Below are 21962 nucleotides of genomic sequence, written 5' to 3' on the forward strand. Positions count from 1 at the left end.
TATCTGATAATTACAATGTACTTAAATACTTGTAGCTATTTCAATTTCTTGTTCATAAATACTTTTAACGATTGCACGTAAATCAGGAATTACGGTCTTAACCAATTTCGATGGTCCGTTGATTAGTACACAAATACCTAAATCCGAATCTGGAAAAAGTGCAATTTCATTTCTGTAGTTGTTAACACTACCACCATGATGCCAAATAGTTTCCTCAGGGGCATTCTCATTCTCTTTTACAGTGTGTATTCTCCAACCAAAACCATAACCTGAACTCACATGTCCTGGCCATTTTTGATAATATTTTCTATGACCATTTAATTCTACAAAAGGTTTAAATACCTGAGCCATATCTTCTCTAGACATTACATCAGGATTATGACCTAGCAAAAAACGCATCCACTTAGCCATATCTTCAGAGTTTGCATTGATACCACCTGCAGCAATAGCATTATAATAGTTATCTCTTGGCAAAACTGTTCTCAATCGATGACCTCTTCTAATATGTGGTAGCGCAATATTTTCATTTTGCATTAATGTCTTATGATCCATAGACACAGAATTCATACCCAAAGGTTTAAAGAATTTTTCTTCTAAAAGCGTTTGAATATCTTTTCCTGTTGCTTTCAACATCACTTCTTGTGAAACAGAAAACATGGCATTTTGATAGCTATATTGAGCACCAGGTTCGGCAATCGGATTTATTTTATTGAATTTTTCGCTAATCGATGACATGGTGTAACCCGCCTCTACTAAATCTGTATAACTGTGGTATGGAGTTCCTGTAGTGTGAGAAAGCAAATGTGCTACTTCTAATTTTTGAGTATTCCGTTGATTACCAAAATGGAAATTCGGTAAATAATCAGCCACTTTATCATTAAGGTGTAATTTACCTTCGCTTTCTAAATTAGCTGCTAAAACACCGGTAAAGCCTTTTGATATAGAACCTAGTCTAAACAGCGTTTCTCCGTCAACAGATTCTTTACTGTTGAAACTTCTTTTACCATATCCATCAGAGAGAACAACAGAGTCTCCACTCACAATACTTACGCCCGCTCCAACAATATCACCAGAGGCAATAGCTTTATTGAAATAATCGGTCAAGGCTTCGTTCAGCGCTTGTTGACGAATATTATAGAGTTTAATTTCCCTTTTCTCCGCAAGGGTTTTAACAGGGTTGGGATTGGAAATAATTGCTTCTGAGTGTTCTGGCTTAAATGAGGAAGCCGTAAGAACAAAAAGTAAAAGAACCATAATTATGGCTCCCAGAAATAGTTTGGTACGTGACACAGCATTGTAAGTTTTGGTACTCTAACAACGTGATAAAATGGATAAAATTACCGATGAACTACATAAAATGAAAAATTTAACAATCAAACCAACTGATTACAAGGCAACAAAATAAATTCAAAATAAGCATGCGGCTGAATATTTAGACAAAAAAAAAGGAACCCCATTTTGAAGTTCCTTTTTTAAAATTTACAAAAATAAAGACTAACAGCTCATCGCCATTTTTCTATATTTAATTTCTTTTCTCTTTCTAACTATTAAAATAGCTACAGCGATTGCAACACCGGAAAAAGCCAAAATAGCGCCTACTAAACTAGAGTAAATAATTCCGTAGCCAAATGCGATAGGTAATCCGGCTAAATAAGCACCAGATGCATTCCCCATATTAAAAGCACTTTGGTTCATAGAAGAACCCAGCATTTCAGAACCTTTAGAAGTATTGATTATCGCCATCTGAATAGGTGTGGCTACCGTAAATGAAATTGCTCCAATAACAAAAGTCAATACCATTAATAAATAAGGGTTAGTAGCTATAATCATATTCAATAATAAAACACCGCACATAACCGATAAGCTTATTATTACCGCTTTCAAGGGTGAAAATAACTCTGCCATCTTCGCACCTAAAAAATTACCAACTACCATACCTAAGCCAGCTAACATCATAGCGTAACCAACAAAGTGGTTTGGCAAACCAGCAACATCCGTAATTAATGGGGCTACGTAACTGTACCAAGCAAAGAATCCGCCTGTACCTATAGTGGTCAGTGCAATTAATGCCCAAAGTTCAGTATTCTTTAATCCTTTAGAAACACTTACTTTTTCTTCGGTTTCGTCTACTTCAATTTTTGGCATCCATAGGTAAATGCTTCCTAAAGCCAATAAACCAACAAAGCCTACCAGGTAGAAAGAAACACTCCAGCTGAACTGCTGCCCTAAATAAGTACCAATAGGCACTCCAATAACATTAGCAACCGTAAGACCAGAAAACATAATTGAAATAGCTTGCGCACCTTTGCCTTTTTTAGCCAATTTTGTAGCTACTACAGCACCGATACCAAAAAAAGCACCATGCGGAATACCAGATAAAAATCTCATAAACAACAAACTGGTATAACCTGTGGCAAGTCCGGACAAGGTATTAAATACTGTAAACCATATCATTAATAAGAACAGCATTTTCTTAGGCGTAAGCTTAGAACCTAAGCCTGTTAATAATGGTGCACCTACTACAACGCCCAATGCATATGCTGCAATAAAGTGACCTGCCTGCGGAATTGTTATTCCTAACGACCCAGAAACTTCAGTCAAAATTCCCATGATAACAAATTCGGTAAGTCCTATTCCAAAACCTCCGATGGCTAAAGCAAATAATGCTTTCTTATTTGATTTTATAGCATCCATAACTTATAAATTTTAAGTTTAACATATATACTATAGGTTCTCGATCAATTTTAAAAAGACAAAGTTAAAACCAATATCCTGGTTACATCACGCATGAATTACCATATTTATGTTAATAATTAACCGTGTGAATTAGCAACATATATTCAGTTTTTACAATTCAGTATAGAAATTCTACAACTGAGAAAATCAATTTATTCAAACCTTCAATTACGATTCATATTTGTGATATCAATCAAAATATAATCAACAATGAAGACGCTATTATTCTTATTACTTACACTTTTATGTTCGAATTTATTCTCGCAAACAACCATTTCGGGTAAAATCATTGATCAACAAGGCTCACCAATTATGGGAGCAAGTGTCTATCTAAAAGGCACTTATGATGGTACTGCCACCAGTGAAGATGGCACATTTATATTTGAAACAACCGCAACCGGCGTACAAACACTAATTGCATCTTCCATTTCATTTGAGACTTATTCTAAAGCAGATGATGTCACGAAGCTCAATACCATTATTATAAAACTCAAGGATGATGTAAATACCCTAGACGCTGTAACCGTAAATGCAGGAACGTTCAATGCTGGCGACAACGCCAAGGTTACCGCATTAAAACCTTTAGATATTGTAACCACAGCAGGAGCTTTAGGGGATTTTGTTGGCGCTTTGCAAACATTACCAGGAACATCAAATGTTGCCGAAGACGGTAGATTATTCGTAAGAGGAGGTGACGCAGAAGAAACACAAATTTTTGTAGACGGTATGCGTGTATTTACACCCTACTCCCCTTCTGCAAACAACATACCCACAAGAGGTAGGCTATCTCCATTTCTATTTAAAGGAATTACATTTTCTACCGGAGGATATTCAGCTGAATACGGACAAGCCTTATCAAGTGTTTTACTTTTAAATAGTATAAACGAACCACAAGAAGAGAAAACTGAAATTTCTATTATGACCGTTGGGCTGGGACTTGGAAATACCCAAAAATGGAAGAAAAGTTCACTTAGCTTAAATACGTCCTATATCAATTTAGCACCTTATCAAAAACTGTATCCTGATAATAATGAATGGCATAAACCCGTAGAATCTGTAGGTGGTGAAGCGGTATATAGATATAAATTTAATAACGACGGACTTTTAAAAGTTTATGGAGCATACAGTTCGGTAAACTTTGATCTAACACAAGAAGACATTAATGTAGCTGATGGTATACGCTTCGGATTAAAAAATAGAAATCTTTACATCAACTCGTCTTATCAAGACTTTTTAAAAAAGGACTGGAGCATTGCCACAGGTATTAGTTTTGCCAATGACCACTCAGAAATTAAATACAATACTTCTGATATTACCGACAATGAAAATTCAGCACACTTAAAATTAGCTTTTAAAAAGTATTTCTCTAGTCGCTACAAATTAAACTTTGGGGCAGAATATTTCGCAACAAACTTTACAGAGAACTTCGAAGATTCTGGTTTTGAAGACGATTATGAGTTTGATAACAATATATTCAGCAGCTTTGTAGAAACAGATATTTTCTTTTCAAAAAAACTGGCTACCAAGATTGGATTGAGAGGAGAATATTCTGAATTATTACAAGAATTTAATCTTTCACCAAGACTATCATTAGCCTATAAATCTGGTGCAAATTCTCAATTCTCGTTGGCATATGGTGAATTCTTTCAAAACCCGAAGAACGATTACTTAAAATATAATTCTGATTTTACTGCTGAGAATACAACCCACTACATAGCCAATTATCAATATGTAAAAAACAAACAAATATTCAGAGCAGAAGCATATTATAAAGAGTATGGCAATTTAGTAAAATACGAGACTCCGTTTGCTTTACCTACTTCAACTTATAATAACAGTGGAAGTGGTTACGCCAAAGGATTGGATATATTTTGGAGAGATAATAAGTCTATTAAAAATACTGAGTATTGGATGTCATACTCTTACCTGGATACGGAAAGAAACTATCAAAATTTTCCAACAAGTGCTACGCCAAATTTCGCATCAAAACATAATGCATCTTTGGTAGTAAAACGATGGATCGAGGATTGGAAAAGTCAATTGGGCTTCAGCTATAATTATGCATCTGGAAGAAAATACACAGACCCAAATTTAGGAGGATTCTTAACGGAGGAAGCAAAAAGCTTCAATTCATTAAATGCGAATTACGCGTACTTAATTAGTCCACAGAAAATATTATACGTGTCGGTAAGTAATGTGTTAGGAACCAAAAATGTAAATGGATATCAATACGCTAACCAGACCAATACAGATGGTTTATTTGATAGAAGAACTATTACACCAGCTGCCGACCGCTTCTTTTTCATTGGTTTCTTCTGGACAATTAGTGAAAATAAAAATGACAACCAATTAGATAACCTTTAAAAATTACAATTCAACACCAAGAACCTACAATTGGGTCATCTATTTTATAAAAAGTAACGGAATAAAAAGATATTTGAGCATCAATACATAACTAAAAAACTTTACATCATGAAAACAGTACTATTAATCGCTACATTTATTTTTACGCTAAGCTTAAGTGCACAAACACCATATGAAAAAGGTATGAATGAAGCTTTTGCTTTATGGGAGCAACAAAAAAATACGGAGACTGTGCAACTATTTGAAAGAATAGCATCTGCTGAAACCGATAATTGGCTACCACCCTATTATGCCGGATTGATAGAAATAGTAAGCAGTTTTGGGTTAAAAGACGAAGCGTTATTAAATACAAAGCTGACAAGGGCGAAAGAATTTTTAGATAACGCCTCGGAAATATCAGAAAACAATCCTGAAATAATGATAACCTATGCGCTATTAAACACAGCCTACATTGCTTTTGATGGTGCAAAATACGGTATGACTTTGTCAGGCGAGAATGTAGCTATCTATCAAAAGGCACTAGCAATTGCACCAAGCAATCCAAGAGTACTATTAGGTAAGACTGAATGGGATATGGGTGCAGCTAAATTCTTCGGTAAATCTATAACTCCCTATTGTGAAGATGTTGAACGTGCCATTGTATTATTCAATGAAGAAGAACAAACGGTACCCTACTATCCTTATTCCGGTTTGGAAAGAGCTAACGAGATTAGTGCTAATTGTAAAAAAGAAACCTCCCCTAATTAATAGGAGAGTTTTTTTATAGTCTAAGTTTAAGACCTTTATAATATATAATCTGTACTCACAAAATTAGAAAGTTTGGCTTCCAATAAATTCTGAATTATTTCAGTATTCAATTCATTGTCTTTAAATGCTACAAAAGTTCTAATAGAGAACGAACGTAATGCGTCATGAACACTTAAGGTTGCTTGTGCAGAATCTTTTCTTCCGGTAAAGGGATAAACATCTGGTCCTCTTTGGCAAGAACTATTTAAATTAACACGACAAACCAAGTTAACCAAGGTATCTATTAATGGAGAAAGTGCATAAACATCTTTACCAAACAAGCTAACTTGCTGACCGTAGTTACTTTCTGCCATATCATCTAAAGGTTCTTCAATATCAGAGAATGGTACTATAGGGATGATAGGTCCAAATTGCTCTTCTTGATACACACGCATGTCTTTCGTAACAGGGTAAAGAACTGCAGGCCATATATAATTATCAAAATGCTTACCTCCTTTTTTGTTGATGATCTTTGCACCTTTTGAAAGCGCATCATCAATTAAACCTTGAATATAGGCAGCCTTATCAGGTTCTGGCAATGGAGTTAATTTTACTCCGTCTTCCCAAGGGTTTCCAAATTTCAACTCATCCACTTTACTGGCAAAATTCTTATTAAACTCCGCACTGATTTCTTCATGAACATACACCACTTTCAATGCCGTACAACGTTGGCCGTTAAAAGACAAAGTACCTGCCAGACACTCGTTTATGGTTAAATCTAAATCGGCATCCGGTAGTATAATTGCAGGGTTCTTAGCCTCTAAACCTAGTACTAAACGTAGTCTATTGCTCTTTGGGTGTTGATCCTGTAGCGCATTTGCAGATTTACTATTACCTATTAAAGCCAGTACATCTACTTTACCCGTTTGCATAATTGGTGCAGCAACAGTTCTACCGCGACCAAACAACACATTTACAACACCTTTTGGAAAACTTGTTTGAAAAGCTTCTAAAAGTGGAGTAATCAATAAAACACCATGCTTTGCAGGTTTAAAGATGGTGGTGTTCCCCATAATAATTGCAGGAATCAACAAAGCAAAAGTTTCATTTAACGGATAGTTGTAAGGTCCTAAACATAATACAACACCTAAAGGTCCTCTTTTAATATGAGCATACACACCATCATGTTTCGTAAACTTTGCAGCATCACGATCTAATTGTTTATAGTCTTCAATAGTATCTTCAATATATTCAACGGTACGGTCAAATTCTTTCTGAGAGTCTGGTAAGGATTTACCAATTTCCCACATTAACAATTTAACTACTTCCTCCCTTTTAGTTTTCATTTTTGTAACAAAAACCTCCATACACTCAATACGGTCTTTAACATGCATTGTTGGCCACACTCCTTGCCCTTTATCATATGCTTTTAAGGCACCATCTAAGGCATCTAACGCTTCTGCCTCTTGCAAATCTGGAATACTACCCAATAATGTTGGTTTGTATTCTTTTGTTGAAGAAATGGTAGAATATACTTCTGTAGTCTCACCCTTCCATTCCTTTAATTCTCCGTTGACCAAATAATGTTTTTGGTCTATAGTTGATGTAATTTGAAATTCTTCTGGAATCTTAATATCGCTCATTTCATTTTCTATTTTGCACTATGATTGATAATTGAATTATAGATTGATTTCTAAAAAACTAGAAATTAAATCTGTAGTATTAAAAGTAGTTTAAACCAAATACTCAAACAAGTCCGGTTTATCATTTATATATTCTCCATAGAAATTGTTAGATTTCATACGTTCTATCAATGGCTTCAAGTCGTCTGGATTCTTTAATTCTATACCTACCACTGCCGGAGCATTTTCCCTACTGGATTTCTTTGAATACTCAAAATGCGTAATATCATCCGTAGGTCCTAGAATGTCAACCACGAATTCTTTTAAGGCTCCTGGTCTTTGAGGGAATCTAATGATAAAATAATGCTTTAGTTTTCCATATAATAAAGCTCTTTCCTTAATTTCGGCCGTTCTGGTAATGTCATTATTACTACCACCAATAATACACACTACATTTTTACCAGCAATTTCTTCTTTATAATCATCTAAAGCTGCAATAGACAAAGCACCAGCAGGTTCAACCACAATAGCATCCCTATTATAAAGATCTAGAATAGTTTGGCATGCTTTGCCTTCATCTACCGTAATCATATTATCTAAATAATAGTTACAGATAGCATAAGTTAAGTTACCTACTTTTTTTACCGCTGCACCATCAATAAACTTATCTATATGATCAAGCGAAACTACTTCTCCCTTATCTATGGATGTTTTCATAGATGGAGCACCTTTTGGTTCTACGCCTATTATTTTAGTATTAGGCGAAAGCTCACTAAAAACACTAATAAGTCCAGATGCTAGACCACCGCCACCAATGCAAACAAAAAGATAATCAATAGGTATTTTTGATTGCGAAATCAGCTCAAGACCAACTGTTGCTTGACCTTCTATAATTTTAGGGTCATCGAACGGATGTACAAAAATTTTTCCGTGTTTATCACCATAAGTTCTAGCTGCCATTGAGGCATCATCAAACGTATCGCCTTCCAAAACTATATCAACCCATTCGCCACCAAAAAGTTTCGTTTGTTCTACTTTTTGCTTTGGTGTAACAGAAGGCATATAAATAGTACCCTTAATTTTTAAATGAAAACAAGCAAATGCCACACCCTGGGCATGATTACCTGCACTTGCACAAATGACACCTTTTGCCCGCTCTTCTTCGGTTAAGGAGCTTATTTTATTAAAGGCACCTCTAATTTTATAAGAACGTACTCGCTGTAAATCTTCACGCTTTAAACGAACTTGACAGTTGTATTGTTTTGACAAACGAATACTATCTGTTAACGGAGTTACTTCTGAAATTTCAGCAATGGTTTGTGCAGCTTGTAAGACATCATCTAATTTTGGAAAATATGCCGGCTTTGACCCTTTCATATTATTAGCATTCTGTGATTAAAAAATTATAACTAGCATTAAACCTAAATTGTCCGCTTGAGAACATTACTTTTAAAACTACAACCTAATAAATGGTCATAACTTTTAGAATGCACCCAACCGGACAATCGGTATATCTATAAAATATGATAACTCTATACGATAGGCTTCATTGCTGTCATTGACTCACGTAAACGAGTACCAACTATTTCTACCGGATGCGTACGTAATGCCTTATTTATAGCAATTAACTGTGCATTATCAACGTCATTATCAACATCTCCAGAGAAGTTAGTACCAATTACATCAGTATCTATTCCCTTCATGAAATCAGTCAATAATGGCTTACACGCATGATCAAAAAGGTAGCAACCATATTCTGCAGTATCAGAAATAACACGGTTCATTTCAAATAATTTCTTACGAGCAATTGTATTCGCTATCAATGGAGTTTCATGTAAAGACTCGTAGTATGCAGACTCGGCAATAATACCAGATTCCGTCATTGCCTCAAAAGCCAACTCAACACCCGCTCTAACCATGGCTACCATTAACACACCGTTATCATAAAACTCTTGCTCGGTAATCTCTTGGCTACCTGCAGGAGTTTTCTCGAAAGCAGTTTCACCAGTTGCAGCTCTCCACGTTAATAAGTTCTTATCATCATTTGCCCAATCTTCCATCATCGTTTTTGAGAAATGACCGGTCATAATATCATCCATATGCTTTTGAAACAACGGACGCATGATATCTTTTAATTCTTCTGATAATTCAAATGCCTTTACTTTAGCAGGATTTGAAAGACGATCCATCATATGCGTAATACCACCATACTTCATTCCTTCGGTGATAGTTTCCCATCCGTATTGGATTAATTTAGAAGCATAACCGGCATCGATTCCTTTTTCGATCATTTTATCGAAACAAAGAATAGAACCTGTTTGTAACAAACCACAAAGAATAGTTTGCTCTCCCATTAAATCTGATTTTACCTCAGCAACAAAAGAAGACTCTAATACACCGGCTCTATGACCGCCTGTACCAGCAGCATAAGCTTTTGCCTGAGCTAAACCTTTACCTTCTGGATCATTCTCAGGGTGCACCGCAATTAAAGTCGGTACGCCAAACCCTCTCTTATACTCTTCCCTTACCTCAGAACCAGGACTTTTAGGAGCTACCATAATCACCGTCAAATCTTCACGAACCTGTGTACCTTCCTCTACAATATTAAAACCGTGAGAATAAGACAGTGTAGCACCTTTTTTCATTAATGGCATAACAGCACCTACTACGGCAGTATGCTGTTTGTCTGGAGTAAGGTTAATCACAACATCAGCAGTAGGAATCAATTCCTCGTAGGTACCCACTGTAAATCCGTTTTCAGTTGCATTTACAAAAGATTGTCTTTTTTCTTTTATAGCAGCATCACGAAGTGTGTAAGCGATATCTAAACCAGAATCTCTCATGTTCAACCCTTGGTTTAAACCTTGTGCACCACAACCTACGATTACAATTTTTTTGCCTTTTAAAGCATTTACGCCATCTGCAAACTCAGATGAATCCATGAAGCGGCATTTTCCAAGTTGCGTTAATTTATCTCTTAATGATAGCGTATTAAAATAATTGGCCATTTTGTATTTACTTTATTTGATTATTGTTTAGATTCTTTATTTAAAATTCTTTTAGTATCGCTGAAATTTTCATCTCATCCTTAGTAACCGATATACGACCAGATCTTACAAACTGCATTATGCCGTAAGGTTTTAATTGATCGTGCATTTCATCAATTTCATTTCTTCTACCGCTTTTGGCGATTACAAAAAAGTCTCTTGATACGGTAACAATCTGTGCATTGTTATCTTTTATAATGTTCTGAATTTGACGCTCGTCAAACAGAAGTCCTGATGCTATTTTGAATAAAGCAGATTCTTGATAAATGGTTTCATCATCTGTATGGTAATATGCTTTAATAACCTCAATTTGTTTCTCTATTTGCCCGACGATATTATGTACCCACTTCTCAGTTGTATGAGCAACAATTGTAAATTTAGAAACGTCATCAATCTCTGATTTAGAGACATTTAAACTCTCTATATTTATATGTCTCTTTAAAAATATACCTGATATTCTGTTCAGTAATCCAACATTATTTTCTGAATATACCGATATTGTAAACCATTTATTTTCCATAAGCTTTAATTACCTATTCCTTTCTTCAAAAGGATTTTATGGTGTCATTATAATTATTCTTTACTATTTCTTTACGGCCATTATTAAGCCTGTAGACCAATTCATTTTGGTCAATTGTAAATCTTTACGTTGTTCTAAATACGCTGTCAGTTCAATTACATTATCTTCATGACCGGCTGGCCAATTTGGCTGTTTGGTCATATCATCTATAATGTAAAAGCCGCCAACATTTATCAAATTTAAAACCTCATCGATTTCACTGTACTTACCTGGCCAGGCATCTGCAAAAATCAAATCGAATTTTGCACCTGAATATTCCTTGATCCAATCAGCACCATCTTTGCAAACAACCTCAACTCTATCATCATCACCAAAATAACTAGAAGCGATAGAAATTAATTCTTGATCGTTATCTACGGATATCAATTTAGAATCAGCATCCATACCCTCAATCATCCAAGAAAGACTTAGACCAATACCAGTTCCAATTTCTAAAAAATTACCATTTGGTTTAGAAGCTATTAAGGTTTTGAGAAAGCTACCAACGTACAGGTCTGAAGGCATCGTAAATCCGATTTCCTCAGATTTACGAGTTATCTCCTTATGTATTTTAGGAATGTCCTGTATGTTCGTATCGTTCATGAGATTGTTATTGCTGCTATTTCAATCTAACTTCAGAAACCGAAGCTCCAGAAGGTATCATAGGAAATACATTATCTTCTTGCTCAACCTTAACCTCTAAGAAATAAGGTTCTTTAGAAGCCATCATTTCTTGAATGGTAGATTTTAAATCTTTACGTTCAGATATTCTTTTTGCCTCAATGCTATAACCTTCAGCTATTTTTACAAAATCAGGATTCACCATTACGGTAGATGCGTATCTTTTTTCAAAGAACAACTCTTGCCATTGGCGCACCATACCTAAATGCTCATTATTTAAAACAACAATCTTAACAGGTACATTATGTTGAAAAATCACACCTAATTCCTGAATAGTCATTTGATAACCACCATCTCCAATGATAGCAACCACTTCCCTATCCATAGCGCCCATTTTGGCACCTATAGCTGCTGGTAAAGCAAAACCCATAGTACCTAATCCACCTGAGGTAATATTACTTTTAGACTGGGAGAATTTAGCATATCTACAAGCGATCATTTGATGTTGACCTACATCAGAAACGATAACCGCTTTGTTATTTGAAGCCAAATTAATTTCTTCGATGACCTCACCCATAGTTAAACCTTCTTTGGTTGGGTGAATGTCATTCTTTATAATCGTATCAAACTCAATTTTATATTTTTCTTTAAAGATATTATGCCAAGACTCATGTTTGTTCTCATTTATCAATGGTAGTAACAACCCTAAAGTATCTTTTGAATTACCTAAAACTGCCACGTCTGCATGCACATTCTTGTTAATTTCAGCAGGGTCAATTTCGAAGTGAATAACTTTTGCTTGTTTGGCGTAATCTTCTAATCTACCTGTTACACGATCGTCAAAACGCATACCTATGGCAATTAACAAATCGCACTCATTGGTCATTAGGTTTGGCCCGTAGTTACCGTGCATACCAACCATACCCACATTTAAAGGGTGAGCCGTATCTAAAGCCGAAGCTCCCATAATGGTCCATGCAGCAGGTATTCCCGCTTTCTCTACCAATTCTTTCAATTCTTGCTCAGCCTGACCAAGTATAACACCTTGTCCCCATACTATAAATGGTTTTTTAGCGCTATTAATTAAATCTGCAGCAGCTTGAATTGCACTCATTTTTGGTTTAGGTACCGGCTTATAACTACGTACAGCAGTACATTTCTCATAAGAGAAATCGAAAGCATCTATTTGTGCATTTTTAGTAATATCGATCAATACCGGACCTGGTCTACCAGATTTAGCAATGTAAAACGCTTTCGCCATTACTTCTGGAATTTCAGAAGCCTCTGTAATTTGGTAATTCCACTTCGTTACCGGTGTAGAAATACCAATAATATCAGTTTCTTGAAAAGCATCGGTACCTAACAGTTGCCTAGTAACTTGACCAGTAATGCAAACCATTGGTGTTGAGTCTATCTGGGCATCTGCAAGACCAGTCACCAAATTAGTTGCACCAGGACCGGATGTTGCTATTGCGACACCCACTCTACCGGAAACACGAGCATACCCTTGAGCAGCATGCGTAGCACCCTGTTCATGTCTTGTAAGAATATGTGTTAATTTATCTTGAAACTTATATAACTCATCGTAGACGGGCATAATAGCCCCACCAGGGTAGCCATACATTGTTTCGACACCTTCTGCCAACAAACAATGAATTATTGCCTCTGCTCCAGAAATCTTAATAGATTTCTTGGAATCTGTACCTTTTTTCTTCTCTTTTACTGTTTCCATAATTCATAATCAAATTCAAGCATTGCATATAAGAGTTACAATTACCTGATATTAAAATCCTTCTAGACTTTCTAAAGTCTAGCCGGTGTTATTTAAAACTCATCGGTTACACAACCTTGTGCTGCAGATGATACAGAACGAGCGTATTTGTATAATACTCCTTTCTTAAACTTTAAAGCCGGCTCTACCCATGCTTCTTTACGTTTTGCTAATTCCTCATCAGACACTTCCACATTAATAGAATTTGTTTCTGCGTCAATTGTAATTGTATCTCCATCTTTAACTAAAGCAATAGTCCCACCTTCTTGTGCTTCTGGCGAAATATGCCCTACTACAAAACCGTGTGTTCCTCCTGAGAAACGACCATCTGTAATCAATGCCACATCTTTACCTAAACCTGCACCCATTATGGCCGCTGTAGGTTTTAGCATTTCTGGCATTCCCGGACCTCCTTTAGGACCTTCATATCTAATGACGACTACATTTCCTTTTTCTACTTTACCTCCTCGTATAGCGTCATTGGCATCATACTCACTATTAAACACTTTTGCTGTTCCTTTAAATAACAAACCTTCTTTTCCTGTAATTTTAGCTACGGAACCATTCTCCGCCAAATTACCATATAACATTCTTAGATGCCCAGTTGCCTTAATTGGTTTATCTAAAGGCATAATAACGTCTTGACCTTCTTCTAAATCTGGAACATTTTCTAGATTCTCCGCTAATGTTTTCCCTGTAACGGTTAAACAATCTCCATGTAAAAGACCATTTTTCAACAAGTATTTTAAAACAGCCGGTATACCACCTATTCTATGAACATCTTCCATTAAATATTTACCGCTAGGTTTTAAATCTGCAATGAATGGAGTAGTATCACTTATATGCTGAAAATCTTTAAGCGTAAAATCAATATCCGCAGCTCTTGCGATTGCCAAGAAATGTAATACTGCATTTGTAGAGCCTCCCATAATGGTTACCAAACGAATAGCATTCTCTAAAGATTTGCGCGTAACAATATCCAGAGGCTTAATATCTTTTTCTATAAGAATACGCATTTGCTTTCCTGCTGCAATACACTCTTCTTCTTTATTGTTGCTGATTGCAGGGTTAGAAGAATTATATGGCATAGACATTCCTAGCGCTTCTATTGCAGAAGCCATAGTATTTGCTGTATACATACCTCCACAAGCTCCAGCTCCCGGTATAGACTTTTTAATGATGGATTTATAATTTTTATCGTCCATAGTACCAGCTACTTTCTCTCCCCATGCCTCGAACGCAGAAACAATATCAAGCTTTCTATCTTCATGACAACCAGATGCTATTGTTCCTCCATACACTAAAATTGCAGGACGATTTAATCGTATCATTGCCATTAATGCTCCTGGCATATTCTTATCACAACCTACAACCGTTACCAATGCATCATAAGACATACCTTGCACAACAGTTTCCATAGAATCTGCAATAATATCTCTAGATGGTAATGAAAAACGCATTCCCGGGGTACCCATAGAAATACCATCACTAACACCAATAGTATTAAAAATTAAACCTACAGTTTCTTTAGAGTTAACCCCTTCTTTAACCAATTTTGCCAAATCATTTAAGTGCATATTACAAGGGTTACCTTCATAACCTGTACTTGCAATACCAACTAACGGTTTAGTAAAATCTTCATCTTTAAAACCAATAGCATATAGCATTGCTTGTGCTGCCGGTTGTGTTGGATCTTGAGTAACGTTTTTACTGTATTTATTTAATTCCATAATCTAAATCTCGTATGCTTATCTTGATTTCTTAAATACTACTTAATCAAAGATAAAAGTTTATAAAAATTTCTAATTTTAACAATAATAGACAATACAAATTCACTTTATCAAAAATGAACTTAATTAATTGAATACCAAATATTTAAATAGTCATTATATACCATATTCAATACTTCAAAACTCACGGATATTATTCATATTTCATAAAAAAACCTGCATCAAATAAATCTGATACAGGTTTTTTCATTGTATGAAAAACTATATCATCCCTTAGTAGGAATGACAATGACTAGTCTAATATTTAAATTTGATAATATCATACTACAATAGTACTTAAAAAATAGCTGATAAATAACCCCTTAACAAAATCGGTACAAAAAGTATTAAATTACACCAATTTGAAGCTAATGGTATCTCCACCTTTCTTTTGTGCCAATATGCAAATAGCCCTATCGGTTAATTGAACCGCTCTTGGATAGCCGCCTGTTGTTTGTCCGTCTTTCATTAACACAATTAGTTTGCCCGCAGGTGTCAACTGTACCGTACCAGGTATAGTCGCAGACGTAAGCATTGAAATTGTATGTGCCTGTATAGTTTCGGTCAATTGATATGCCATTCTATTGTTCTCATGTGCAACAGTGAATGTTCTAGAGAAAATTTCTTCTAACTGCTTATCGGTCAATATATCAAATTCCGGGGCTTTATTTACTTCAAGAACAGAATCGTCTAAAAATGAAGCTACCTTAATCTCTGGTATTTTAGGTTGAAAATCTTCTTGTACCGCAAATGGCACGACATCATTATCAGTTAATCTATTATATTTTGTGATCGGTTGATAGAAAGACCTACTACCTAATACTTGTTTAGAAGTAAAGCCACCTTTTACAGCTAAGTATGATCTAAAACCTTTTTGTAATTTACCAAAAGAAAGAATATCACCTTTGCTTATCGTATAAACCTTATAATTTTGAACAGGAAGATTATTCAGCGTAGCTAACATTTTTGCCCCACCAAGTGCCATATAGGTTTCTTTTTCAAAAATAAGCGTTGGTCCGGTCATGGTAATTTCTAACACAGCAGCAGATTCTTCATTCTCAAGTAGAGAATTTACCTTAAAAACCGAAATCTCATCCATAACTCCAGAAACAGGAACTCCTTTATTTCTATAATGAAATCTACCTGTATCTTGTATAGTTGTATAAAAACCTGCTTTTAATACTTTAAGCATCTATCTTAATTTTTTCAGGTTTATAAATTCCTACCTCAGCTTCTATTTTGCAAAGATCATGTTCGGCTTTTGATATTTCATAAAATTCAATTTTATCACCTACACTTACAAAGCAAGGATTCTCTTTGGATTCATCAAAAATAGGAACCGCACAATTTCCGATAATATTCCACCCACCGGGAGACTCTTGCGGATAAATTCCCGCCTGCTTACCAGCAATACCTACTGCACCTTTTACCACTCTTGACCTTGGTGTAGCTTTTCTTGGTATTTCCAGTTTTTTATCAATACCGCCCAAATACATAAAACCAGGTAAAAATCCGATACCAAAAACGGTATATGTAGCACCTGTATGCAAGGCAATAATATCTTCTTTCGTTTTATGCAGTTGATTTGCTACTTCCTCTACATCTAGACCAAACTCCAAATCATACGAAACCGGTAATCGCCACAAATATCTATCCGGTTTAGGTGACTCTTTTAATTGCAAGTACCACTTATGTAATTCAGAAGATAATTTCTGGAAATCAAGTTGTTTCGTCCTATTTATAATTAAAAGAGAATTATAAGAAGGTACCAACTCCCACTCTTTATTGGTAAACACTTCTTTGATTAAAAACCTTTCGAAATGTAATATCTTTTCTAATATAATTTCACTGACCTCATTAGGCCATTCAATTAAGACAGAATGAACACCGAACGGTTTAATATTTATTTTAGGGGAATTCACGATTTTACTTGTAGATTATGATGTGGCAATTCATTTGAAAGATACGCCAAAATTTGCAATGCAGCAGGAGTATCACCATGAATACAATAGGTATCTGCCTCTATAGTTACATAATCGCCATTTATTGTTTTTACCACCTTATCATTATACATGCGTAAGATATGGTTCAACACCTCTTTATCATTAGCAACTAAAGCATTCTTTTCTTTTCTTGACACCAAACTTAAATCATTATTATAATTTCTATCTGCGAAGGCTTCTACTAAAACTTTAAATCCGTTTTTAACTGCCAATTTATGAATGACGCTGTTAAAAGGAACATATAATAAGGCAGTATGTTTATAAGGTGCTATCGCTGTTAAAAAAGTTTCTGCCAAATGTTCATCTTTGGCTATATCATTATACAAAGCGCCATGGGGCTTAATATGATGTAATGTGATATTAATTTCTTCTCGCACAGATTCAAACAACTTTATTTGAGTTTGAATACTTTTAATAAGCTCATCATTAGAAATTGACATACTAATACGCCCAAAATTTTCTATATCAGGATACGATGGATGCGCACCAACCTTAACTCCAAATTTTTTTGCTAGTTCTAAACATTGCAAAATAGTTTCTTTTGAACCAGCGTGACCGCCACAAGCAATATTACAAGAGCTTATCAAGGGAAAAAGGTCTTTCTCGTTACCAATACCCTCTCCTACATCGCAATTAATATCAATAACTTTTTTAGTCATCTATAAAATACCTAAAACGGTTAGTATACTTTTAGCCCCCAATAAAACGGAAAGAAGAATTATTAGTCCGCCAAAAATATTCTGCAACACAGAGTTCTTAAATTTCCCCATAACTCCTGCTCTATTTACAACCCATAATAAGAATACCGCAATAACGGGCAATAACAATCCATTTGTTATCTGTGCGAATTTTATAATCTCAATAGGTTTTATTCCAAATGATAAAAAGAAAACACCAAGCCCTAAAATAATCATCCAAATCATTCTAAACTTAGCATCTTTGAATTCAGCATTCCAACCAAAGCAACTATTGGCAACATAAGCTGCAGCTAAAGGCGCCGTTATTGCCGAAGTAATACCTGCTGCGCACATACCTATTCCTAAAAAATATAACGCAGCGGAACCATACAATGGCTCTAAAGCTTTCGCCATATCTATTACATTATTAACTTCAGATGAATTAATAGCCGCAGCGGAAATAATAATACTGACAGATACCAGGCCTCCTAATATAATAGATACCAAAGTATCTCTTTTAGCCAATTTAAGATCATCTTTAGATTTCCATTTCTCACTGACCAAGGCGGCATGTAAAAAAAGATTATAAGGAACAACGGTAGTACCTACCAAAGCGATTATGGTAAGAATACCTTTTTCAGGAATTTTTGGTATAAACAATCCCTTTAGAAGTTCCCACACATATGGCTTGGTCAATATAGCCGTCATAACAAAAGAAAGGCTCATAATAAGTACCAGTACTATAAATACTTTCTCCAAGGCCTTATAACTCCCTAGATATAATAATAGAAAAGCAAGACCCCCTAATATAAAGGGGTATAAATTACCGTATGTTGTACCGAACAAAGCTTCCATACCTAATGTGGCCCCACCAATATTACCGGCTTCATAAGAAGCATTACCTATTATAATGGCGGAAAAGATAAGAGCTATAACACTATTACGAATCCATGGATTACGGAGTTCTTGCTTAATTACATCTGCCAACCCCTTTTGTGTCACTATACCTAAACGCGCAGACATTTCTTGTAGAATATAAGTTGCGATGATAGATAACAGCATGGCCCACAGCAAACTAAAGCCAAAATCCACTCCTGCCAAGGTACATGCCGTAACCGTACCCGGACCAATGAAAGCAGCGGCTACCAATACTCCCGGACCTAATTTCTTAAACATTTAACAAAATTATCGTTCTTGTAAATATAACGGGTATATATGACTTTCCTCACCATACTCAGAATCATTTTCACCACAATTTTAACATTTCAAAATGCAGTTTATCTAAAAAAATGCAGTTCATCTAAAACTTAGATGTCATTCATCGAGATTACATAATAAATGAAAAACAACGAGGTTATAGCTATCCCCAATCCATAAACTTAACCTATTAATGATTTGTTTAGAATGTAAGAAAGAACTCGGTTATTTAGATCACAAAAATGCAATGGAAAGTGCAGGTGTAGAGCTATGCGCAAAACACCATGAGCGAATAAAATTATTGATAAATAAACACAACACACCATTAGAAGCTATACAGCTGTATTATGCCCTTAAAGAATCAGGTGTAAATTCTATGTTAGAATGGTGGGATGGTAAAAAGTCAATTGACATTGCCATTTCTCGTGTAAAACTCAATATTGAAATTGATTCTGAATATGAAAAGCTAACAGAACATGAAGCTATCAATAATTTAGAAGAAGCAATGCACTCATTCAAAAATGGTTTTACGACCATTAGAATTCCGCACATTGTAGTACGCTATTATCTAAATGAAACCGTAAATAATATTATCGGAATAATGGAAGGCTTAAAAGCCAACATTAAAGTTATTAACTAAAAAACTAGCTATGGAAAATTCTAAAAAAGCATTTAGAAACCCTATTAGGGCTGCAATAGCAACTCTTTTAATAGGTATGGTTATGCGAATACTTCATTATCCGTTTTCTGAAGGAATTATATTTATTTCTTTTGCCGCAATACTGGTATTATATACAATTCGTTTTTCAAGAAAAGAAGAAAAGAAGTCCGTTGACCTAATAAAAATGGCTTTAGTGCTCTTTTGGACAACCAACGGAATATTGACAATTTTAGACTTTACCCATACCTTGTTTTTTCAAATTGGCACGGCATTTACTTTTATTGCTTGGTTTGCTATGGAAGGTACTTCTTATTTCATGTCAAAAGACGGAGATGTAAACAATAGCATAACCGAAATTATATGGAATTTTGTAATGGTTATAGGTGTAATTACCCTTATATGTGGCGGATTAATGCATTTGTTAACCTGGGATTACTCCATACCTGTTCTTACTCTTGGTTTAACCATTGTAACCAGTTACATACTTAAAGATATTTTTACAGCACCAAAAAACACAGAAGACGATATTAACAATGAAGAATTATATTCTTAAGGAAGACTTCTCTTTATTACAGACGATTATACCCCAACCAACCCTCTCAAGTTGGTGAACAGTTTTGAATGGTTTTTGAAATATAATGACCATTCAATTCTTGTTCATTTTTAGTAATACTACCCCAGCCAACCTTCTCTATCTAATGAGCGGTATTGTATGGCTTCAGAAATATGGTTTCCATCCAAATCATCGGCACCACCAAGATCTGCAATTGTTCTTGCCACCTTTAAAATTCTGTCATATGCTCTCGCAGAAAGATTCAATCTTTCCATCGCATTTTTCAACAAGGCTTTAGACTTATCGTCTAACTTACAATATTCACGAATCTGTTTTGTATTCATTTGAGCATTATAGTGTACATTTTCCATACCCTCAAATCTTGCGGTCTGTAACTCTCGTGCTGCTGTCACTCGTTTTCTGATATCGACACTACTCTCCCCTTTTCGTTCTTCAGATAATTTTTCGAACGGTACAGGAGTAACCTCAATATGAATATCTATTCGATCCAATAATGGACCTGATATTTTGCTTAAATAGCGTTGCATTTCAGCAGGTGACGAAGTTACCGGAGCATCTGGGTCGTTAAAATATCCGCCCGGACTAGGGTTCATACTAGCGACCAACATAAAACTACTTGGGTAGGTAACTGTAAATCTAGCTCTAGAAATAGTTACTTCCCTATCTTCTAAAGGTTGACGCATAACTTCTAAAACGCCACGCTTAAATTCAGGAAGTTCATCTAAGAATAAAACCCCGTTATGAGAAAGCGATATCTCTCCCGGTTGCGGGTATGCACCGCCACCTACAAGTGCGACGTCTGAAATGGTATGATGTGGACTTCTAAATGGTCGCTGACTCATTAACCCCATATTCTTGATTTTACCGACAACACTATGAATTTTAGTGGTTTCCAAAGCTTCATGCAAGGTCATTGGCGGTAAAATAGAAGGCAGCCTTTTTGCTAACATCGTTTTACCGGCACCTGGAGGACCAATTAGAATTATATTATGACCTCCGGCAGCTGCTATCTCCATACAGCGCTTAATGCTTTCTTGTCCTTTCACATCCGAGAAATCAAATTCTGGAAAATCTAAACTTTTATAAAACTCTTCTCGTGTATCAATAATGGTTTGCTCTAATGGCACTCCTTGATCAAAGAAATCTAAAACCTGCTTAATATTATCTACTCCATATACTTTTAAATCTCCAACGATAGCAGCTTCTTTAGCATTAGCGGTTGGCAGGATAAAACCTGTAAAACCTTCTTCCTGTGCTTTAATAGCTATTGGCAGAGCTCCTTTTATAGGCTGCAGACTACCATCTAAAGACAGTTCGCCCATGATGATATACTTCTCTATATTCTCTGATTTTATTTGACTAGATGCTGCTAAAATACCGATTGCCAAGGTAAGATCATATGCAGAACCTTCTTTTCTAAGGTCAGCAGGCGCCATATTTATGGTTATTTTTTTACCTGGAATTTTATATCCGTTATTCTGTAGTGCAGCGGCTATTCTATAATTACTCTCTTTAATTGCATTGTCGGGCAACCCTACTAAATGATAGCCAATTCCTTTATCGATATTCACTTCAACAATAATCGTTGTGGCTTCTACACCAAATACCGCACTCCCATAAACTTTTGTAAGCATT

Annotated in this window: 18 protein-coding genes; 4 read left to right on the top strand and 14 right to left on the bottom strand. The window is 35.5% G+C overall.

Annotation, left to right across the window (positions count from 1 at the left end; genetic code table 11):
- Positions 1-21: 21 nt before the first annotated feature.
- Entirely contained in the window at positions 22-1290 is a 1269-nt protein-coding gene (locus SJY30_RS06170; RefSeq protein ID WP_396634705.1) for a serine hydrolase domain-containing protein, read from the bottom strand.
- A gap of 204 nt (positions 1291-1494) precedes the next feature.
- Entirely contained in the window at positions 1495-2694 is a 1200-nt protein-coding gene (locus SJY30_RS06175) for an MFS transporter (protein WP_396634706.1), read from the bottom strand.
- A gap of 252 nt (positions 2695-2946) precedes the next feature.
- On the opposite strand from SJY30_RS06175, the gene SJY30_RS06180 reads away from it, so the two are divergent.
- Both SJY30_RS06180 and SJY30_RS06185 read left to right on the top strand, forming a co-directional pair.
- On the top strand, positions 2947-5100 hold the full coding sequence (locus SJY30_RS06180) for a carboxypeptidase-like regulatory domain-containing protein (protein WP_396634707.1): 2154 nt from the start codon (positions 2947-2949) through the stop codon (positions 5098-5100).
- Positions 5101-5208: 108 nt separating this feature from the next.
- Entirely contained in the window at positions 5209-5847 is a 639-nt protein-coding gene (locus SJY30_RS06185) for a tetratricopeptide repeat protein (protein ID WP_396634708.1), read from the top strand.
- Positions 5848-5882: 35 nt separating this feature from the next.
- Here the strand turns inward: SJY30_RS06185 and SJY30_RS06190 are convergent, their stop codons facing one another.
- The 11 genes from SJY30_RS06190 to SJY30_RS06240 all read right to left on the bottom strand — a co-directional run bounded on the left by SJY30_RS06190 (position 5883) and on the right by SJY30_RS06240 (position 19071).
- On the bottom strand, positions 5883-7469 hold the full coding sequence (locus tag SJY30_RS06190) for an NADP-dependent glyceraldehyde-3-phosphate dehydrogenase (RefSeq protein ID WP_396634709.1): 1587 nt from the start codon (positions 7467-7469) through the stop codon (positions 5883-5885).
- 90 nt (positions 7470-7559) lie between these two features.
- Positions 7560-8825: a threonine ammonia-lyase gene (gene ilvA, locus SJY30_RS06195; RefSeq protein ID WP_396634710.1), complete on the bottom strand. Its 1266-nt coding sequence runs from the start codon at positions 8823-8825 to the stop codon at positions 7560-7562.
- Positions 8826-8980: 155 nt separating this feature from the next.
- Positions 8981-10456 (bottom strand): ketol-acid reductoisomerase, encoded by a 1476-nt coding sequence (gene ilvC / locus SJY30_RS06200; protein ID WP_396634711.1) that lies wholly within the window; start codon positions 10454-10456, stop codon positions 8981-8983.
- 40 nt (positions 10457-10496) lie between these two features.
- Positions 10497-11015 carry an acetolactate synthase small subunit gene (ilvN, locus tag SJY30_RS06205; protein ID WP_036153906.1) on the bottom strand — a complete coding sequence of 173 codons (519 nt, stop codon included), beginning with the start codon at positions 11013-11015 and terminating at the stop codon, positions 10497-10499.
- 63 nt (positions 11016-11078) lie between these two features.
- The gene (locus SJY30_RS06210) at positions 11079-11657 is read right to left on the bottom strand and encodes an O-methyltransferase (protein WP_396634712.1); all 579 of its coding nucleotides are present in this window, start codon (positions 11655-11657) and stop codon (positions 11079-11081) included.
- A 16-nt stretch (positions 11658-11673) separates the two neighbouring features.
- On the bottom strand, positions 11674-13407 hold the full coding sequence (gene ilvB / locus SJY30_RS06215; protein ID WP_396634713.1) for a biosynthetic-type acetolactate synthase large subunit: 1734 nt from the start codon (positions 13405-13407) through the stop codon (positions 11674-11676).
- A 92-nt stretch (positions 13408-13499) separates the two neighbouring features.
- Positions 13500-15176: a dihydroxy-acid dehydratase gene (gene ilvD, locus SJY30_RS06220; protein ID WP_396634714.1), complete on the bottom strand. Its 1677-nt coding sequence runs from the start codon at positions 15174-15176 to the stop codon at positions 13500-13502.
- A 391-nt stretch (positions 15177-15567) separates the two neighbouring features.
- On the bottom strand, positions 15568-16407 hold the full coding sequence (locus SJY30_RS06225; protein WP_396634715.1) for a biotin-dependent carboxyltransferase family protein: 840 nt from the start codon (positions 16405-16407) through the stop codon (positions 15568-15570).
- A complete protein-coding gene (gene pxpB, locus SJY30_RS06230) occupies positions 16400-17137 on the bottom strand; it encodes a 5-oxoprolinase subunit PxpB (RefSeq protein WP_396634716.1) in 738 nt (245 codons plus the stop codon). Before pxpB ends, SJY30_RS06225 begins: the two co-directional genes overlap by 8 nt.
- Positions 17134-17877: a 5-oxoprolinase subunit PxpA gene (gene pxpA / locus SJY30_RS06235; RefSeq protein WP_396634717.1), complete on the bottom strand. Its 744-nt coding sequence runs from the start codon at positions 17875-17877 to the stop codon at positions 17134-17136. The genes pxpB and pxpA overlap by 4 nt, the downstream gene beginning before the upstream one ends.
- On the bottom strand, positions 17878-19071 hold the full coding sequence (locus tag SJY30_RS06240) for an Nramp family divalent metal transporter (protein WP_396634718.1): 1194 nt from the start codon (positions 19069-19071) through the stop codon (positions 17878-17880).
- A gap of 214 nt (positions 19072-19285) precedes the next feature.
- On the opposite strand from SJY30_RS06240, the gene SJY30_RS06245 reads away from it, so the two are divergent.
- Complete coding sequence (locus SJY30_RS06245) at positions 19286-19732, top strand: hypothetical protein (protein WP_396634719.1); 447 nt, start codon at positions 19286-19288, stop codon at positions 19730-19732.
- A gap of 10 nt (positions 19733-19742) precedes the next feature.
- Positions 19743-20306 (top strand): hypothetical protein, encoded by a 564-nt coding sequence (locus tag SJY30_RS06250; protein ID WP_396634720.1) that lies wholly within the window; start codon positions 19743-19745, stop codon positions 20304-20306.
- Positions 20307-20425: 119 nt separating this feature from the next.
- Here SJY30_RS06250 and SJY30_RS06255 read toward each other — a convergent pair whose 3' ends face one another.
- Positions 20426-21961 carry a YifB family Mg chelatase-like AAA ATPase gene (locus tag SJY30_RS06255; RefSeq protein ID WP_396634721.1) on the bottom strand — a complete coding sequence of 512 codons (1536 nt, stop codon included), beginning with the start codon at positions 21959-21961 and terminating at the stop codon, positions 20426-20428.
- Position 21962: the final 1 nt, after the last annotated feature.

Source organism: Maribacter sp. R86514 (genome assembly GCF_044597005.1).
Taxonomy (GTDB): domain Bacteria; phylum Bacteroidota; class Bacteroidia; order Flavobacteriales; family Flavobacteriaceae; genus Maribacter.

What these genes read in the sequence shown, in the direction of transcription:
- SJY30_RS06240 (WP_396634718.1), bottom strand. Translation starts at nt 19,071, where the DNA reads ATGTTTAAGAAATTAGGTCCGGGAGTATTGGTAGCCGCTGCTTTCATT.
- ilvB (WP_396634713.1), bottom strand. Translation starts at nt 13,407, where the DNA reads ATGGAAACAGTAAAAGAGAAGAAAAAAGGTACAGATTCCAAGAAATCT.
- SJY30_RS06185 (WP_396634708.1), top strand. Translation starts at nt 5,209, where the DNA reads ATGAAAACAGTACTATTAATCGCTACATTTATTTTTACGCTAAGCTTA.
- SJY30_RS06210 (WP_396634712.1), bottom strand. Translation starts at nt 11,657, where the DNA reads ATGAACGATACGAACATACAGGACATTCCTAAAATACATAAGGAGATA.
- pxpA (WP_396634717.1), bottom strand. Translation starts at nt 17,877, where the DNA reads ATGACTAAAAAAGTTATTGATATTAATTGCGATGTAGGAGAGGGTATT.
- SJY30_RS06175 (WP_396634706.1), bottom strand. Translation starts at nt 2,694, where the DNA reads ATGGATGCTATAAAATCAAATAAGAAAGCATTATTTGCTTTAGCCATC.
- SJY30_RS06255 (WP_396634721.1), bottom strand. Translation starts at nt 21,961, where the DNA reads ATGCTTACAAAAGTTTATGGGAGTGCGGTATTTGGTGTAGAAGCCACA.
- SJY30_RS06245 (WP_396634719.1), top strand. Translation starts at nt 19,286, where the DNA reads ATGATTTGTTTAGAATGTAAGAAAGAACTCGGTTATTTAGATCACAAA.
- ilvA (WP_396634710.1), bottom strand. Translation starts at nt 8,825, where the DNA reads ATGAAAGGGTCAAAGCCGGCATATTTTCCAAAATTAGATGATGTCTTA.
- SJY30_RS06250 (WP_396634720.1), top strand. Translation starts at nt 19,743, where the DNA reads ATGGAAAATTCTAAAAAAGCATTTAGAAACCCTATTAGGGCTGCAATA.
- SJY30_RS06180 (WP_396634707.1), top strand. Translation starts at nt 2,947, where the DNA reads ATGAAGACGCTATTATTCTTATTACTTACACTTTTATGTTCGAATTTA.
- ilvN (WP_036153906.1), bottom strand. Translation starts at nt 11,015, where the DNA reads ATGGAAAATAAATGGTTTACAATATCGGTATATTCAGAAAATAATGTT.
- ilvD (WP_396634714.1), bottom strand. Translation starts at nt 15,176, where the DNA reads ATGGAATTAAATAAATACAGTAAAAACGTTACTCAAGATCCAACACAA.
- SJY30_RS06190 (WP_396634709.1), bottom strand. Translation starts at nt 7,469, where the DNA reads ATGAGCGATATTAAGATTCCAGAAGAATTTCAAATTACATCAACTATA.
- ilvC (WP_396634711.1), bottom strand. Translation starts at nt 10,456, where the DNA reads ATGGCCAATTATTTTAATACGCTATCATTAAGAGATAAATTAACGCAA.
- SJY30_RS06225 (WP_396634715.1), bottom strand. Translation starts at nt 16,407, where the DNA reads ATGCTTAAAGTATTAAAAGCAGGTTTTTATACAACTATACAAGATACA.